This is a genomic window from Pseudomonas sp. D1-1 (assembly GCF_051132225.1).
Classification (GTDB): Bacteria; Pseudomonadota; Gammaproteobacteria; order Pseudomonadales; family Pseudomonadaceae; genus Aquipseudomonas.
Genome location: NZ_CP071676.1, coordinates 1,422,674 through 1,439,303, shown reverse-complemented (window position 1 = coordinate 1,439,303; position 16,630 = coordinate 1,422,674). Strand labels below are relative to the sequence as shown.

The 16,630-nt window shown below is 62.5% G+C and carries 13 protein-coding genes; 3 read left to right on the top strand and 10 right to left on the bottom strand.

Features of this window, described 5'->3' with window-relative positions; translation table 11 throughout:
* The first annotated feature begins 2 nt into the window (after positions 1–2).
* From emhB to J3P86_RS06330, 3 genes are all read left to right on the top strand, one after another.
* Positions 3–3,167, top strand: a complete 3,165-nt coding sequence (gene emhB, locus J3P86_RS06340) for an efflux RND transporter permease subunit EmhB (protein ID WP_434653431.1) — start codon at positions 3–5, stop codon at positions 3,165–3,167.
* Entirely contained in the window at positions 3,164–4,621 is a 1,458-nt protein-coding gene (gene adeC / locus J3P86_RS06335; RefSeq protein WP_434625594.1) for an AdeC/AdeK/OprM family multidrug efflux complex outer membrane factor, read from the top strand. The genes emhB and adeC overlap by 4 nt, the downstream gene beginning before the upstream one ends.
* Before the next feature lie 422 nt (positions 4,622–5,043).
* Positions 5,044–6,297, top strand: coding sequence for an OprD family porin (locus tag J3P86_RS06330; RefSeq protein WP_434699681.1), 1,254 nt, complete (start codon positions 5,044–5,046; stop codon positions 6,295–6,297).
* A 209-nt stretch (positions 6,298–6,506) separates the two neighbouring features.
* On the opposite strand, the gene pcaC is transcribed toward J3P86_RS06330, so the two are convergent.
* The 10 genes from pcaC to J3P86_RS06280 form a co-directional block, all read right to left on the bottom strand.
* The gene (gene pcaC / locus J3P86_RS06325) at positions 6,507–6,899 is read right to left on the bottom strand and encodes a 4-carboxymuconolactone decarboxylase (RefSeq protein WP_003184487.1); all 393 of its coding nucleotides are present in this window, start codon (positions 6,897–6,899) and stop codon (positions 6,507–6,509) included.
* Positions 6,900–6,909: 10 nt separating this feature from the next.
* A complete protein-coding gene (gene pcaD, locus J3P86_RS06320) occupies positions 6,910–7,725 on the bottom strand; it encodes a 3-oxoadipate enol-lactonase (RefSeq protein WP_434569539.1) in 816 nt (271 codons plus the stop codon).
* A 12-nt stretch (positions 7,726–7,737) separates the two neighbouring features.
* Complete coding sequence (locus J3P86_RS06315; RefSeq protein ID WP_434699679.1) at positions 7,738–9,102, bottom strand: 3-carboxy-cis,cis-muconate cycloisomerase; 1,365 nt, start codon at positions 9,100–9,102, stop codon at positions 7,738–7,740.
* 189 nt (positions 9,103–9,291) lie between these two features.
* The gene (locus J3P86_RS06310) at positions 9,292–10,587 is read right to left on the bottom strand and encodes an MFS family transporter (RefSeq protein WP_434699678.1); all 1,296 of its coding nucleotides are present in this window, start codon (positions 10,585–10,587) and stop codon (positions 9,292–9,294) included.
* Positions 10,588–10,804: 217 nt separating this feature from the next.
* A complete protein-coding gene (gene pcaG, locus J3P86_RS06305) occupies positions 10,805–11,371 on the bottom strand; it encodes a protocatechuate 3,4-dioxygenase subunit alpha (protein ID WP_434699676.1) in 567 nt (188 codons plus the stop codon).
* A gap of 1 nt (position 11,372) precedes the next feature.
* Entirely contained in the window at positions 11,373–12,077 is a 705-nt protein-coding gene (gene pcaH / locus J3P86_RS06300) for a protocatechuate 3,4-dioxygenase subunit beta (protein WP_434699674.1), read from the bottom strand.
* 36 nt (positions 12,078–12,113) lie between these two features.
* Positions 12,114–13,316 (bottom strand): 3-oxoadipyl-CoA thiolase, encoded by a 1,203-nt coding sequence (pcaF, locus tag J3P86_RS06295; RefSeq protein WP_434699673.1) that lies wholly within the window; start codon positions 13,314–13,316, stop codon positions 12,114–12,116.
* Positions 13,317–14,096, bottom strand: a complete 780-nt coding sequence (locus J3P86_RS06290; RefSeq protein WP_420764441.1) for a CoA-transferase subunit beta — start codon at positions 14,094–14,096, stop codon at positions 13,317–13,319.
* On the bottom strand, positions 14,093–14,953 hold the full coding sequence (locus tag J3P86_RS06285) for a CoA transferase subunit A (RefSeq protein WP_434699671.1): 861 nt from the start codon (positions 14,951–14,953) through the stop codon (positions 14,093–14,095). Before J3P86_RS06285 ends, J3P86_RS06290 begins: the two co-directional genes overlap by 4 nt.
* 303 nt (positions 14,954–15,256) lie before the next feature.
* Complete coding sequence (locus J3P86_RS06280; RefSeq protein WP_434625610.1) at positions 15,257–16,603, bottom strand: MFS transporter; 1,347 nt, start codon at positions 16,601–16,603, stop codon at positions 15,257–15,259.
* Positions 16,604–16,630: the final 27 nt, after the last annotated feature.

Here is a 16,630-nt window from a genome sequence, read left to right as displayed (position 1 = left end):
CCATGTCGAAATTCTTTATCGACCGTCCAATCTTCGCCTGGGTGATTGCCCTGGTGATCATGCTGGTCGGGGCCCTATCGATCCTCAAGTTGCCGATCAACCAGTACCCGAGCATCGCGCCGCCGGCCATTGCGATCCAGGTGACCTACCCGGGTGCATCCGCACAAACCGTGCAGGACACCGTGGTGCAGGTCATCGAGCAACAGCTCAACGGTATCGACAACCTGCGTTATGTGTCGTCGGAAAGTAACTCCGACGGCAGCATGACCATCACCGCAACCTTCGAGCAAGGCACCAACTCCGATACCGCGCAGGTCCAGGTGCAGAACAAGCTGAACCTGGCCACTCCGCTGTTGCCGCAGGAAGTGCAGCAACAAGGCATCCGCGTGACCAAGTCGGTGAGAAACTTCCTGATGGTGATCGGCGTGGTCTCGCGCGATGGCAGCATGACTCGTGAGGACCTGTCCAACTACATCGTGTCGAACATGCAGGACCCGATCTCGCGCACCAAGGGCGTCGGCGACTTCCAGGTCTTCGGTGCCCAGTACGCCATGCGGATCTGGCTCGACCCGGCCAAGTTGAACAAATTCAACCTGACCCCGGTGGATGTGAGCAACGCGGTTTCCGCGCAGAACGTCCAGGTCGCGTCCGGCCAGCTCGGCGGCCTGCCTGCCCTGCCCGGCCAGCAATTGAACGCCACCATCATCGGCAAGACCCGCCTGCAGACCGCCGAGCAGTTCAAGGCGATCCTGCTCAAGGTCAACCCGGACGGCTCGCAAGTGCGCGTCGGCGATGTCGCCGATGTGGCCCTGGGCGGCGAAAACTACAGTATCAACGCTCAGTTCAACGGCTTGCCGGCCTCCGGCCTGGCGGTGCGACTGGCGACCGGTGCCAACGCCCTTGACACGGCCAAGGCCCTGCGCCAGACCGTCGATGATCTCAAACCATTCTTCCCGCAAGGCCTGGAAGTGGTATTCCCGTACGACACCACGCCAGTGGTGAGCGAATCGATCAAGGGCGTGATTGAAACCCTGATCGAAGCGGTCGCGCTGGTGTTCCTGGTAATGTTCCTGTTCCTGCAGAACTTCCGCGCCACCATCATCACCACGATGACGGTGCCGGTGGTACTGCTGGGTACTTTCGGGATCCTCGCCGCGTTCGGTTTCAGCATCAACACCCTGACCATGTTCGGCATGGTGTTGGCCATCGGCTTGCTGGTGGACGATGCCATCGTGGTGGTGGAAAACGTCGAACGGGTGATGAGCGAAGAAGGCCTGTCGCCCAAGGAAGCGACCAAGAAATCCATGGGCCAGATCCAGGGCGCCCTGGTGGGCATCGCCCTGGTGCTGTCGGCGGTACTCCTGCCGATGGCGTTCTTCGGCGGCTCCACCGGCGTGATCTACAAGCAGTTCTCCATCACCATCGTCTCGGCCATGGCCCTGTCGGTGCTGGTGGCCCTGATCTTCACCCCGGCCCTGTGCGCCACCATGCTCAAGCCAATCCCCAAGGGCGAGCACGGCACGCCGAAACGCGGTTTCTTCGGCTGGTTCAACCGCAACTTCGACCGTGGCGTCCGCAGCTACGAGCGTGGCGTGGGCAACATGCTCAAGCACAAGGCTCCGTACCTGTTGGCCTACGTGATCATCTTGGTCGGCATGGTCTGGCTGTTCACCCGCATCCCCACCGCGTTCCTGCCGGAAGAAGACCAGGGCGTGTTGTTCGCCCAGGTGCAGACACCGGCCGGCTCCAGTGCCGAGCGCACCCAGGTGGTCGTGGACAAGATGCGTGAGTTCCTGCTGCGTCCGAGCAAGGACGGCGGTGAAGGGGATGGCGTGGCCTCGGTGTTTACCGTGACCGGCTTCAACTTCGCCGGTCGTGGCCAGAGCTCCGGCATGGCATTCATCATGCTCAAGCCGTGGGAAGAGCGAAACGCCGACAACACCGTATTCAAGATCGCCGGCCGCGCCCAGCAGCACTTCTTCACGTTCCGCGACGCGATGGTGTTTGCCTTTGCTCCGCCCGCGGTGATGGAACTGGGTAACGCCACCGGTTTCGACGTGTTCCTGCAGGACCGCGCCGGCATCGGTCACGAAAAACTGATGGAGGCTCGCAACCAGTTCCTGGGAATGGCTTCGCAGAGCAAGGTCCTGACCCAGGTGCGTCCGAACGGTCTCAACGACGAGCCCCAGTACCAGTTGGACATCGATGACGAGAAGGCCAGTGCCCTGGGCATCACCCTTTCGGACATCAACAATACGCTGTCGATTGCCCTCGGCAGTAACTATGTCAATGACTTCATCGACCGTGGTCGGGTGAAGCGCGTCTACGTTCAAGGCCGACCGGACGCGCGCATGAGCCCGGAGGACCTGAACAAATGGTACGTGCGCAACAGCGCCGGGACCATGGTGCCGTTCAGCGCCTTCGCCAAGGGCGAGTGGACCTACGGATCGCCGAAACTGGCCCGTTACAACGGCGTGGAAGCGATGGAAGTCCTCGGTGCTCCGGCGCCAGGTTACTCCACGGGTGAAGCGATGGCCGAAGTCGAGGCCATTGCGCAGAAGCTGCCGGCGGGTGTCGGCATCTCCTGGACAGGCCTGTCGTACGAGGAACGCCTGTCGGGTTCCCAGGCGCCGGCTCTGTACGCGCTCTCGCTGCTGATGGTATTCCTCTGCCTGGCGGCGCTGTATGAAAGCTGGTCGATTCCGATCGCGGTCATGCTCGTGGTGCCGCTGGGGATCATCGGTGCCCTGCTGGCCACCAGCCTGCGCGGCCTGTCCAACGACGTGTACTTCCAGGTGGGTCTGTTGACGACCATCGGCCTGGCGGCGAAAAACGCCATCCTGATCGTCGAGTTCGCCAAGGAGCTCCATGAACAGGGCCGGACTCTGGTGGAGGCCGCGATCGAAGCCTGCAGGATGCGTCTGCGGCCGATCATCATGACGTCCTTGGCATTCGTCCTCGGCGTGGTCCCGCTGGCCATTTCCACCGGCGCCGGCTCGGGCAGCCAGCACGCCATCGGTACCGGCGTGATTGGCGGTATGCTCACCGCGACCATCCTGGCAATCTTCTGGGTGCCATTGTTCTTCGTGACGGTGTCGTCAATCGGTCGACGTAAAAATATCGACCAGGACCACACTCCTGAAACTTCTAAAGAGGCTGGCCAATGAGCAAGTCGCTACTCTCCCTGACCATCGCCGCCGTCGTGCTCAGCGGATGCTCGCTGATTCCCGACTATCAGCGGCCCGAAGCACCGGTCGCGGCGCAGTACCCGCAAGGGCCGGCCTACGAGCCGGCCAAAGCACCCGGCCAGGCCGCCGCCGAGCAGGGCTGGAAACAGTTCTTCCACGATCCGGCACTGCAACAGCTGATCCAGGTCGCCCTGGAAAACAACCGCGACCTGCGCGTCGCGGCGCTGAACATCGACGCCTACGCCGCGCAGTACCGCATCCAGCGCGCCGACCTGTTCCCGGCGGTCTCGGCCACCGGCTCCGGCAACCGCCAGCGGGTGCCGGCACGCGCCTCGCAAACCGGTGAAGCGGCAATCAGCAGCTCCTACTCGGCGACGCTGGGGATCAGCGCCTACGAACTGGACCTGTTCGGTCGTGTCCGCAGCCTGAGCGAGCAAGCGTTGCAAAGCTACTTCGCCACCGAAGAAGCCCGCCGCAGCACCCAGATCAGCCTGGTGGCCAACGTCGCCAACGCTTACCTGACCTGGCAGGCCGACAAGGAACTGCTCAAATTGACCCAGGATACCCTCGGCACCTATGAGCAAAGCCTGAAGCTGACCTCGCGCAGCGCCGAAGTCGGCGTGGCCTCGGCCCTGGACTTGAGCCAAGCCCGTACGGCGGTGGAAAACGCCCGCGTGCAACTGGCCCGCTACACCCGCCAGGTGGCCCAGGACGAAAACAGCCTGACCCTGCTGCTGGGCACCGGCCTGCCGGCCAACCTGCAGACACAACCGCTGAGCGCCGACCTGCTCAGCGAAGTGCCACCCGGCTTGCCCTCGGACCTGCTGCAACGGCGCCCGGACATCCTCCAGGCCGAACGCAACCTGCTCGCCGCCAACGCCAATATCGGCGCCGCGCGGGCCGCGTTCTTCCCAAGCATCAGCCTGACGGCCAATGCCGGCACCCTCAGCCCGGACCTGTCCGGCCTGTTCAAGGGCGGCTCGGGCACCTGGACCTTCGCTCCGCAGATCAACCTGCCGATCTTCAACGCCGGCAGCCTGCGGGCAAGCCTGGATTACGCGAAGATCCAGAAAGACATCAACGTCGCGCAGTATGAGCAGTCGATCCAGACCGCGTTCCAGGAAGTCTCCGACGGCCTGGCCGCGCGTCAGACCTACAACGAACAGTTGCAGGCACAGACCGACTTCGTCGCCGCCAACCAGGACTACTACCGCCTGGCCGAGCGTCGCTACCGTATCGGCGTCGACAGCAACCTGACTTTCCTCGACGCCCAGCGCCAGTTGTTCAGCGCGCAGCAATCGCTGATCACCGATCGCCTTGCGCAACTGACCAGCGAGGTCAATTTGTACAAGGCCCTGGGCGGCGGCTGGAATGCCGAGACGGGCAAGCGCGAACCGATCGCGGAGAAAGCGCCGGAGACGAAGTTGTTTTGATGGATGCTTGAACGCTGAACACGAAGCCCACCGAAAGGTGGGCTTTTTGTTTGCGCCGATTCCCTGCCCAACACAAATTCCAATGTGGGAGCGAGCTTGCTCGCGATAGCGTTGGGTCAGCTTGCAGGGATATTGAGTGTGCCGACGCCATCGCGAGCAAGCTCGCTCCCACAGGGAATTGCGTTTGTTTTGCCGTTCGATAATAGCCCGAAACCCGCAAATCGCAATTGAACCGATCCCGGGCGGCCCTTCACCATCGCTCGCACAAAACCAATAACAACAGGTTCGACGCCATGCTCCTACGCCCTGCACCGTCCGGCTGATCCTCAGCCACTTTAACCGTCCAGCCCCACCGTACCGCCTGCAACCCAAGGGTTGCGGCAACGACTCGCTTCGTCCACAGAAAAACAAGAGACACGCCCATGAAACCCACACAGCAAGTTTTCCCCAGCCTCCTTGCCGTCGCGCTGTCCGGCGTAGCATTGCCAGTGTTGTCAGCGGAGTCGGGGTTCGTCGAGGACGCCAAGGCCACGCTGAACCTGCGTAACTTCTATTTCAACCGCAACTTCACCAATGACGCCGCCGCCCAAGGCAAGGCCGAGGAATGGACTCAAAGCTTCATCCTCGACGCCAAGTCCGGTTTCACCCAGGGCACGGTCGGTTTCGGCGTGGACGTGCTCGGCCTGTACTCGGTCAAGCTCGACGGCGGTCGCGGCACCGCCGGTACCCAGTTGCTGCCGGTGCACGACGACGGTCGTCCGGCCGATGACTTCGGCCGTTTGGGCGTGGCCCTCAAGGCCAAAGTCTCGAAGACTGAATTGAAAGTCGGCGAGTGGATGCCGGTGCTGCCGATCCTGCGTTCCGACGACGGCCGCTCCCTGCCGCAAACCTTCCAGGGCGGCCAGGTCACTTCCACCGAGATCAACGGCCTGAGCCTCTATGGCGGTCAGTTCCGTGGCAACAGCCCGCGCAACGACGCGAGCATGGAAGACATGTCGATGAACGGCCGCGGTGCCTTCACTTCGGACCGTTTCAACTTCGGCGGCGGCGAATACGCCTTCAACGAAAAACGCACCCAGGTCGGCGTCTGGTACGCGGAACTGTCCGACATCTACCAGCAGCAATATTTCAACCTGACCCACAGCCAACCCATGGGCGACTGGACCCTGGGCGCCAACCTGGGCTACTTCACCGGCAAGGAAGACGGCAGCGCCCTGGCCGGCGATCTCGACAACAAGACCGCGTTCGCCATGCTCTCGGCCAAGTACGGTGGCAACACCTTCTACGTCGGCCTGCAGAAAGTCGGCGGCGATGATGCCTGGATGCGCGTCAACGGCACCAGCGGCGGGACCCTGGCGAACGACAGCTACAACTCCAGCTACGACAACGCCAAGGAAAAATCCTGGCAACTGCGTCATGACTTCAACTTCGCCGCTGTTGGCGTGCCGGGCCTGACCCTGATGAACCGCTACATCAGCGGTGACAACGTGCACACCGCCACCGTCGATGACGGCAAGGAGTGGGGCCGCGAGACTGAGCTGGCTTATACCGTGCAGAGCGGTGCGCTGAAGAGTCTCAACGTGAAGTGGCGCAACTCGACGATGCGCCGGGACTTCAATACCAATGAGTTCGATGAGAACCGGTTGATTGTCAGCTATCCGATCAGCTTGTTGTAAAAAGCCAAACATGGACGGCGGCTGTACCACCGCCATCGCGAGCAAGCTCGCTCCCACAGGGGATCAGTGCCGAGCAAAAAACTTGTGTTCACCGAAGATCCAATGTGGGAGCGAGCTTGCTCGCGAAGGCGTGGGTACATCCAACATGAGTGCTGGCTGAACCACCGCCTTCGCGAGCAAGCCCGCTCCCCCAGGGATGAAGTCATCCCTCAAGTTCGTGATTCGATGCCCAGTTCATCCCAGACGGATTCGGCCAGGTGGAAGGTGGCGTTGGCCGCCGGGATGCCGCAGTAGATGGCGCTCTGCATGATTACTTCCTTGATCTCGCTGCGGCTCACGCCGTTGTTGGCGGCGGCGCGCAGGTGCAGCTTGAGTTCTTCGTTGCGGTTCATGCCGATCAGCATGGCGATGGTGATCAGGCTGCGGGTATGGCGCGGCAGGCCCGGGCGGGTCCAGATGTCGCCCCAGGCGTGGCGGGTGATCATCTCCTGGAATTCGCTGTTGAATTCGGTCAATGCATTGAGGCTGCGGTCGACGTGGGCATCGCCCAGCACTGCGCGGCGTACTTGCATGCCTTCGTCGTAACGTTGTTTCTCGTCCACAAAAAACTCCTCAGGCGCGGCCAGTATCAAGCAGGAAATCCAGTACCCGCGCGCTGAACGCGGCGCCGGCCTGGACGTTGGACAAGTGCGCGGCATGAAACTCGGCGTATTCGGCACCCTCGACCCGCTCTTGGATAAAACGTCCGCCCGCTGGCGGCGTCACGGCATCTTCGGTGCCAGCGATCACCAGCAGTGGCACACGGATCAGCGATAGCTGCTCACGAAAATCGGCGTCGCGTACTGCGGCGCAGTTGGCCGCATAGCCTTGGGGCGAGGTCGCCGCCAGCATGTCGGTAATTTTTTCCGCCGTCGCCGGATGGGCCTTGGCGAAATCCGGCGTGAACCAGCGGGCAATCGACGCATCACGCAACGCCACCATCGCCGCCTTGCCATCACGCAGCACGGTTTCGATGCGCGGGTTCCACATCGAAGGGTCGCCAATCTTCGCGGCGGTATTGCACACCACCAGTTTGTGCAGGCGCTCGCCGGCGTTGATTCCCAGCCACTGGCCGATCAGGCCACCCATTGAAAGGCCGCAGAAATGCACCTTGTCGATATCCAGCGCATCAAGCATCGCCAGCACGTCGCGGCCCAGCTGTTCGATGCTGTAGGGGCCCTCGGTGACCAGCGACCGGCCGTGACCACGGGTGTCGAAACGCAAGACCCGAAAGTGTTCACTGAACGCCGCGACCTGCTCGTCCCACATATGCAAATCGGTACCCAAAGAGTTGGAGAGCACCAGCACCGGGGCGGCCTGCGGCCCGTCCAATCGCCGCTCATCAAAACAATAGCTCAGATCGCCCTCGGCGAGTTTGACCAATCCCACAACAATCTCCTTTCAGGCATTCAAGGCAAGGTGTTCGGCCACCGCTCGGGCAACCCAGGCCTGGGCTTGTCCGAGGTAGTGGGCCGGGTCGAGCAGATGATCAAGCTCGGTCGCGGATAACTGCGCGGTGACCTGGGGTTCTTCCCCCAGCACCTCGCGCAAATGCCGTTGTTCGGCCACCGCGCGCTTGCAGCATTGCTCCAGCAGATGATGCGCGGTGTCGCGACCAACCCGCTGGGCCAGGACGATGCTGACGGCTTCGGCCAGCACCAACCCTTGGGTCAGTTCCAGGTTACGGGCCATGCGCGCCGTATCCACTTCCAACCCTTCGGCCAGCAGTCGCGCCTGTTGCAGCGCGCCGGACACCAGGCAGCAGATGTCCGGCAGGGTTTCCCATTCGGCGTGCCACAGGCCGAGGCTGCGCTCATGTTCCTGAGGCATGGCGCTGAACAGCGTCGACAACAAACCGGGCACCCGCGTCGCAGCGCCGATCAGCACCGCCGCGCCCACCGGGTTGCGCTTGTGGGGCATGGTCGACGAACCGCCCTTGCCCGGTGCCGAAGGTTCGAACGCCTCGCCTGCCTCGGTCTGCATCAACAGGCTGACGTCGCGCCCCAGTTTGCCCAGGCTGCCGGCGATCAAGCCCAGCACCGCGCCGAACTCCACCAAACGATCGCGCTGGGTGTGCCAAGGCTGCTCCGGCAGGTTCAGTTGCAGCTCGGCGGCCAAGGCTTCGGCCACCGGCAGCGCCTGCTCACCCAAAGCGGCGAGGGTCCCGGAGGCGCCTCCAAATTGCAGTACCAACAGGCGCGGCTTGAGTTCCCGCAAGCGCTGGCGACTGCGCGTGACGGCCCCCAGCCAGCCGGCGATTTTCATCCCCAGGGTGACCGGCGTGGCATGTTGCAGCCAGGTGCGCCCGGCCAGCGGCGCGGCGGCGTAACGTTCGGCTTGTCGAGCCAGGGTGACAGCCAGTTGCGCCAGCTCACCTTCGATCAGTCCGAGCGCCTGGCGCAGTTGCAGCACCAAGCCACTGTCCATCACGTCCTGGCTGGTTGCGCCCAAGTGCACGTAGCGTTCGGCCTCGGCGCTCTCGGCAGCGATGCGCTTGCCCAACGCCTTGACCAGAGGGATCGCAGAATTGCCGGCACTGGCAATCGCTTCGCTCAACGCTGAAAAGTCGTACAGCTGGGCGCGACAGGCATTCCCGATCGGCGCCACCGCCTCCTGGGGAATCAGCCCAACCCGCGCCTCGGCCCGGGCCAGCGCCGCCTCAAAGTCGAGCATCGCCTGCACACGCCCCGCATCACAGAACACTTCGCGCATGTCGCGGGCGGTGAAGTAGGCATCGAACAGCTGATTGCCCGGTCGTTCGCTCATAAACAGTCCTTCGAAAAATGGATGCCTTTATGGCCAGATATTCCTATGGCGAGGGGATTTATCCCCGCTGGGCTGCACAGCAGCCCCAAACAGCCGACTCGATCTGCCTGACACACCGAGTTGCGGATCAGGGGCGCTGCGCACCCCAACGGGGATAAATCCCCTCGCCACAATGAATCAACCAAGCCTTTAAAGATCGTGGTGCAAATACGCTGGCTGTTTTGGCAGGCGCAAGCTGAACAGGAACGCAACGACCATCATCACCGTGACATACCAATAAAAAGCGTTTTCCATGCCCTGGGCTTTCAGGCTCAAGGCAACGTACTCGGCCGAACCGCCAAAAATCGCGTTTGCCACCGCATAGGCCAACCCTACTCCCAGCGCCCGCACTTCTGGTGGAAACATTTCGGCTTTCACCAGACCGCTGATGGAGGTGTAGAAGCTGACGATCGCCAAGGCAAAAGTGATCAGGACAAACGCCAGGAACGGGTTGCTGGTGCCCTTGAGCGTCAGCAGGATCGGCACGGTGCACAACGCCCCCAGGCCGCCGAACCAGAGCATGGAGTTACGCCGGCCGATCTTGTCTGCGAGCATGCCGAACAGCGGTTGCATGCACATGTAGAGAAACAGCGCGCCGGTCATGATGTAACTGGCGGTCTTGGCATGCAGGCCGGCGGTGTTCACCAGGTACTTCTGCATGTAAGTGGTGAAGGTGTAGAAAATCAGCGAACCGCCGGCGGTGTAGCCCAGCACGGTGATGAACGCAGCCTTGTGGTCGCGAAACAACGCGGCGATGCTGCCAGCGTCTTTGTTTTCGCGCATTTCCTTGCTGGTGGTTTCCTTCAAGGACCGGCGCAGGAACAGGGAAATCAACGCCGCGGCGGCGCCCACCACGAACGGGATTCGCCAACCGTAAGCGCGCAGTTCGTCTTCGCTGAGAAACTGCTGCAGGATCACCACCAGCGACACCGCCAAAAGTTGCCCGCCGATCAGCGTCACGTACTGGAACGAGGCAAAAAAGCCGCGATGCCCCTTGAGGGCGACTTCGCTCATGTAGGTCGCGGTCGTGCCGTACTCGCCACCCACCGACAGGCCTTGCAGCAGGCGAGCGAACAGCAGCAGCACCGGCGCCCAGACGCCGATGTCCTTGTAGGTGGGCAGGCAGGCGATGAGCAACGAGCCGAAGCACATCATCATCACCGAGATCATCATCGAATTCTTGCGCCCGTGACGGTCCGCTACCCGGCCGAAAATCCAGCCGCCAATGGGCCGCATCAGGAACCCGGCGGCGAATACCCCCGCCGTGTTAACCAGTTGCACCGTCGGATTGTCCGATGGGAAAAACGCCGGGGCGAAATAAATCGCGCAGAACGCATAGACGTAGAAGTCGAACCATTCGACCAGGTTGCCGGAAGAGGCACCGACGATGGCGAAGATGCGCTTGCTGCGTTCTTCGCCGGTGTAATGGCTGATTGGGGTGGTCATGGGTTAATCACTCGTTGGGGACTGACGAAGTCTAGACATACTTCGTAACACTCCCGTTCCACAGTCTTGCCACCTGTGGCGAGGGAGCTTGCTCCCGCTCGGCTGCGCAGCAGTCGCAAAACCAGGCCCGGCGCTGTTTTGGATGCACCGCGTCGCCTGCCATGGGCTTGCTGCGCAAGCCAGCGGGAGCAAGCTCCCTCGCCACAGAGGTTTTCACTCAGTAATCGAAGAACACTGTCTCGGCATCCGTGCCCTGGAGAATCACGTTCCACTGGTAAACACCCGACGCATCGGGCCTGGCCACGATGGTGTCGCGACGCTCCTCGGGTACGCAGGCCAGCAGTTGATCAGCTTCGTTGGCGGGTTCGTCGGCGAAATAGATGCGCGTCAACAGATGCTTGACCAACCCGCGGGCGAACACCAGTACAACGAGATGCGGCGCCTGGGTCGTACCGCCCAACCCCGGCACGGTGCCCGGCTTGATGGTGGTAAAGCGGAACCGCCCTTCGGCATCCACCGGCACCCGGCCGAAACCGTCGAAATGCGGGTCCAGCGGTTTGTCCTGATCGTCTTCCGGGTGAGCGTATTTACCGGCGGCGTTGGCCTGCCAGACTTCCAGCATGGCGTCGTTGACGAACTGGCCGTTGCCGTCGATCACTTGCCCGGTGATCGCCACGCGCTGGCCGAGCGTCTGGGCGTCGGTCAGGTCTTCGCGGTTCAGCCACGTCAGGCCGATGTGGTAGTAAGGGCCGACGGTGTGGGACGTAGTGGCGTTGAGCGTCATCTTATTTCTCCATCGGCGTGGCTTCGCGGCCGCGCAAGACGATGTCCCAGCGATAACCGAGGGCGTAGTGAGGAATGGTTTTTTCCAGGTCGAAACTGGCGATCAAGCGTTCCTTGGCACGGCTGTCCGGCACGCAGTTGTAGATCGGATCGTATTCCAGCAACGGATCACCGGGGAAATACATCTGCGTGACCAGGCGCGTCAGGATGCTCGGCCCGAACAATGAAAAATGGATATGCGCCGGGCGCCAGGCGTTGTGGTGGTTGCCCCACGGATAGGCGCCGGGCTTGATGGTCTGGAACTGATACCCGCCATCGGCATCGGTCACGGTGCGACCGGTGCCGGTGAAGTTCGGGTCCAGCGGCGCATCGTGGTTGTCACGGTCGTGGTTGTAGCGACCGGCGGCGTTGGCCTGCCAGATCTCGATCAGGATGCCCGGTACCGGCTCGCCGTGCTCATCGAGCACGCGCCCGTGAATGATGATCCGTTCACCGAGCGGCTCACCGGCATGCTGGGCGGTCAGGTCATGGTCCTTCTCCTGAAGACGATCAGCACCTACGGTCGGCCCGGTGATTTCCGACAATGAATGGGGCAGGTACACCAACGGCTTGGACGGCGAGCGCAGGTTGGTGGACTGGTACGGCGGGTGCAGATACTCCGGCTGAGTGCCCACTTGAGGGCGACGGTAACCAGGCTTGTCAGTCATGCAGCATTCCTCGGTTTCTTATTGGTAGGACGACCGTCAGACGCGTTCGATAGCCAGTGCCAGACCTTGGCCGACGCCAACGCACATGGTCGCCAGGCCTTTCTTGCCGCCGGTCTTTTCCAGATGATGCAGCGCTGTCATCACCAGCCGCGCCCCGCTCATGCCCAGTGGATGGCCCAAGGCAATGGCGCCACCGTTCGGATTGACGTGCGGAGCATCGTCCGCCAGCCCAAGATCGCGCAACACCGCCAGGCCCTGGCTGGCAAAGGCTTCGTTGAGCTCGATCACGTCAAAATCGGCGGCCGCCAGGCCCAGGCGCTCAGTCAGTTTGCGCACCGCTGGCACCGGGCCGATGCCCATCACCCGTGGCGCGACGCCGGCGCTGGCCATGCCCAGCACTCTGGCTCTGGGGGTCAGGCCGTGTTTCTTCACCGCTTCGGCGGACGCGAGGATCAGCGCCGCCGCCCCGTCATTCACGCCCGAGGCGTTGCCGGCGGTCACGGTCTTGTCCGGGCCGTTGACCGGTTTGAGTCGGCCCAAGGTTTCCAACGTGGTGTCGGCGCGTGGATGCTCGTCCTGCTCGACCACCGTTTCGCCCTTTTTGTGGGCGATGCGAACCGGCACGATTTCTTCGGCAAAAAATCCCGCCGCCTGGGCCGCCGCCGCACGCTGCTGGCTGCGCACGGCAAAGGCGTCTTGATCTGCGCGGGACACCGCGTAGTCATCCGCCACGTTATCAGCGGTCTGCGGCATTGCATCAACGCCGTACTGGGCTTTCATCAGCGGGTTGATGAAGCGCCAACCAATGGTCGTGTCCTCCAGCTTCATGTTGCGTGAGAACGCCGCATCGGCCTTGCCCATCACGAACGGCGCGCGGGACATCGATTCGACGCCGCCGGCGATGGCCAGCTCCATTTCGCCGCTGGCAATGGCACGAAACGCCGTGCCGATAGCGTCCATGCCCGAGGCGCAGAGGCGGTTGACCGTCACGCCGGGGATGCTCTCCGGCAGACCGGCCAGCAACAAGGCCATGCGCGCTACGTTGCGGTTGTCTTCACCGGCCTGGTTGGCGCAGCCGAGGAACACTTCGTCCACCGCGCGCCAGTCCACCGATGGGTTGCGTTCCATCAGCGCCTTGATCGGCACGGCCGCCAGGTCATCGGCACGCACCGCGGACAGGCTGCCGCCGAACCGGCCGATGGGGGTTCGAATCGCATCACAGATAAAAACGTCGCGCATTCAGGCTTCTCCTGGAGTCTGGCCGTGGGCCGCAGCGGTACGGGCCTCAAGGTCGCGCAATGCGCGCAACTCGACCTCGGTCGGTTCGGCGGTGGTCTGCACCTGGTCGGCGAAACGGATCGCCCAGCCGGTGGCGGCAATCACTTGCTCACGGGTCACCCCGGGGTGCAGCGAAGTGACCACGAACTCATGGCTGCCGGCTTCCGGTTCCATGATGCACAGGTCAGTGATGATCCCTACGGGGCCAGCGCCCGGCAGGCCGAGGCGCTTGCGCGAATCACCGCCTTCGCCGTGACCGACCGAGGTGATGAAGTCCAGCTTGTCGACAAACGAACGCGCCGATTGCTTGAGGATGATCAACACACTTTTCGCCGAGCCGGCGATTTCCGGCGCGCCACCGGCCCCCGGCAAACGGACTTTCGGCTGATGATAATCGCCGACCACGGTGGTGTTGATGTTGCCGAAACGGTCCACCTGGGCCGCGCCGAGGAAGCCGACGTCGATGCGCCCGCCCTGCAGCCAATAGCGAAAAATCTCACCGGTGGGTACGACGGTGTCCGCGGTTTCCGCCAGTTCACCGTCGCCGATGGACAGCGGCAATACGCTGGGCTTGGCGCCGATCGGACCGGATTCGTAGATCAGGACAACATCAGGCGACGAAGTCAGCCGCGCCAGGTTGGCCGCTTTCGACGGCAGGCCGATGCCAACGAAACACACGGCGTTGTTCTTCAGCCGACGGGCCGCGGCGACGGTCATCATCTCATTGGTGGAATAGGTCATGGTTTCACCTGCGAAGCGGCCGCCAGCCGGGCCTGGAATTCACTGAAGTCCCTGGTGCCATGGATGTACTCGTCAATCCATGCGGTAAATGTCTCACGGTCCCGGGCGATAGGATCCCACGCCTGGTAGAAACGATTGTCACGCTCGGTGTAGCCGTGGGCGTAGGACGGATGCGCGCCACCCGGTACATGACATACCGCGCTCAAGGCCCAGGTTGGCAGCACGCAGGCATTCATCGGCGCGTTCAGGTCGTCAACGACTTCTTCCACGGTGACGATGCAACGCTTGGCCGCCAGGGCCGCTTCTTTCTGCACACCGAGGATGCCCCACAGCAACACGTTGCCCTTGCGGTCGGCCTTCTGTGCGTGGATCACGGTAATGTCCGGCCGCACCGAAGGGACGGCGGCCAGTACCTCCCCGGTGAAGGGGCAGGTGACGCTCTTGATCAGCGGATTGACCTTCGGCAGGTCGGAGCCGGCGTAGGCCCGAAGCACCGCAAACGGCAGGCCGGAGGCGCCGGCAACGTAGGCATTTGCCAGGTCGGCGTGGCTGTGCTCCTCGATCTCCAGCGGATGCGGCCATTGCTTTTCGACCGCATCGCGCAGCCGGTGCAAGGAACCCACTCCAGGATTGCCGCCCCAGGAAAAAATCAGCTTGCGAGCACAGCCGGCGCCGATCAACTGGTCGTAGATCAGGTCAGGCGTCATGCGCACCAGGGCCAGGTTCTTCTTGCCCTGACGAATGATTTCATGACCCGCCGCCGTCGGGATCAGGTGCGTGAAGCCTTCGAGCGCGACGGTATCGCCGTCGTTGACGAACTGCTTCACCGCGTCGTGCAGCGAAAGGATTTCAGCCATGGGGCAGGCTCCCGTTATCCAGTAGACCGACATGAAAAAGAGGCGCGAGGTCCAGCGCCTGGGTGACTGAAGATTAAGCCGGGGAAAAACGTCAAACAATCCGATAATCGACAGAGTGTTCGTTTATCGAACAGATTGTTGCGTAGCTATCGATTTACTCTGTCCTGAAACAACGCAGGGCCTGTGGCGAGGGAGCTTGCTCCCGCTGGGCTGCAAAGCAGCCCCCAAAAAACAGGGCCGCTTCGCGCCCCGGCGGGGGCAAGCTCCCTCGCCACAGGTGCAGATTCTGCTTCAGAGAAAAAGTCAGGTCGCATCCGCATGGCTGACCATGCCTTTGATAACGACCGCCGCGGTCGCCAATGCCGCTGGAATCACCAGCGCGGTCAGGACCTGTTCGAAGTTCCAGCCCAACCCCAACAACGTCGCGCCCATCCACGCGCCAAGAATTGCGCCGAACCGGCCGATGCCCAGCATCCACGACACCCCGGTGGCCCGGCCCTGGGTTGGGTAGAAGCGCGCCGCCAGGGACGGCATCGCCGATTGCGCGCCGTTGACGCACATGCCGGCCACCAGCACCAGGGTAGCGAGCAAGGTAATGTTGCCCAGACTCTGCCCCACTGCGTAGGCAAATATCCCGGCCATCAGGTAGAAAATGCCGATGACCTTGTGCGGATTGAAGCGGTCCATCGCCCAACCCACCCCGACGGCACTCAATACGCCGCCAAACTGAAACAGCGCGCCGATGAACGCCGCCTGCTCCATGCTCGCGCCGCTGTCGCGCATCAGCGTCGGCAGCCAACTGGTCAGCAGATAGACGATCACCAGCCCCATGAAATACGTCAGCCACAACAACAAGGTGCCGGCGCTGTAGGTACCGGAAAAGATCACCGCCAGCACGTTGCGCGCTTTTACGGTCTTTTGTTCGGGCACGCTGAAGCTGGCCGCCTGGGCGATGGTCGGCGGGTCGATCGGCGCCAGGGTCTTGCGCACCTTGTCGGTGCCACGGTTACGCACCACCAGGTAACGCGCCGACTCCGGCAGCCAGAACACCAGCACCACCGCCAGGATCAACGGCAGCACGCCGCCGATCAGCAGCAAGCTGTGCCAGCCGAACGCCGGTATCAGCTTGGCAGAGATGAAACCGCCACCGGCCATACCCAGGTTGAAGCCGCAGAACATGCTGGTGACCAGCAGGGACTTCTTGCGTTCCGGCGTGTATTCCGAGAGCAGGGTCGTGGCATTCGGCATCCCGGCCCCCAATCCCAGGCCGGTCAGGAAACGCAGCACCAGCAGTTGGTCGACGTTGGTACAGAAGGCCGAGGCCAGGCTGAAAGCACCGAACAACACGACCGCCCCCACCAATACGATTTTTCGTCCGAAACGGTCAGCCAATGGGCCGGAACCCAGTGCGCCGAATACCATGCCGATCAGCGCTGCGCTCATCACCGGGCCAAGGCTGGCCCGGTTGATGCCCCAATCCTGGGAAAGCGCCGGGGCGATGAATCCCATGGCCGCGGTGTCGAGGCCATCGAGGAAAACGATCAGGAAACAGAGAATGACCACTCGCCATTGGTAACGAGAAATGGGCTGGGCATTGATGAAGGACTGCACATCGAGGCAGGTGCCTACGGAGGTCTGGGGCTGGTTCATTTTATTTTTATTCCACGCAAGAAACGC